This window comes from Alcanivorax sp. HI0044 (assembly GCF_001634945.1).
In genome coordinates, this window is sequence record NZ_LWEZ01001772.1 from 1 (window position 1) to 870 (window position 870).

At 59.2% G+C, this 870-nt stretch carries 2 protein-coding genes; both read right to left on the reverse strand.

What is annotated here, in order from left to right:
• Nucleotides 1-28 precede the first annotated feature (28 nt).
• Complete coding sequence (locus A3730_RS26570; protein ID WP_082872533.1) at nucleotides 29-538, reverse strand: dihydrofolate reductase; 510 nt, start codon at nucleotides 536-538, stop codon at nucleotides 29-31.
• Nucleotides 539-621: 83 nt separating this feature from the next.
• Nucleotides 622-870: thymidylate synthase (thyA, locus tag A3730_RS26575; protein WP_063539310.1), on the reverse strand; the 249-nt coding region annotated here is incomplete at its 5' end.

Genomic DNA, 870 nt, shown 5'->3' on the forward strand with positions numbered 1-870 from the left:
TGAAGGTCGCTTCGCAGCAAGCGCGCCGCTATTTTCGCTCGTAGACCACGAAGGAATAATCGTAAGGGTTTGGCCCTTGCGCGGCGAAATCTTCGCGGCCGATTTCTTGCCACTCGGAGGCCTCGTATTCAGGGAAAAATGTATCCCCGTCTACCTCGGCATGCACTTCTGTGAGGTAGAGTCGCTGGGTCTGCGGTAACGCCAATGCATAGATTTCGGCCCCCCCCATGATCACCGCTTCTTCCTGCCCTTCGATGAATGCCACATTCTCCGCCATGGTGATGGCGTCCTCCACGGTGGCCACCACCTTGGCGCCCTCGGCCTGATAATCCGGCTGGCGGGTAATCACGATATTGGTGCGCCCGGGCAGCGGCCCCTTTAGTGACTCCCAGGTCTTGCGGCCCATGATCACCGGCTTGCCGAACGTAACCTGCTTGAAGTACTTGAGGTCATTGGGCAAATACCAGGGCAGCTTGTTATCCCGGCCGATGACATTATTGCTGGCCTTGGCGACCATCATGGAAAGACGAATGGGCATGAAAAAACCTACGCTAGAGGCCGGGCGCCTGACGCCGGACAAAGACTCTCTCGCATCGTGCGTCCGGCTTCGGGCATCAGGCGTTAGATTGCCACCGGCGCCTTGATGTGCGCGGCGGGTTCGTAATTGCTGACGGTGAAATCGTCAAAGGTGAACGCGAACAGATCCTTCACCGCCGGATTCAGCGTCATTGTCGGCAGCGGGCCGGGCGTGCGGGCCAGCTGGGTGTCGGCCTGCTCCAGATGATTGGAGTACAGGTGCGCATCGCCCAGGGTATGCACGAAATCGCCCGGCTGCAGATCACACACCTGCGCCATCATCAGCGTCAGCAG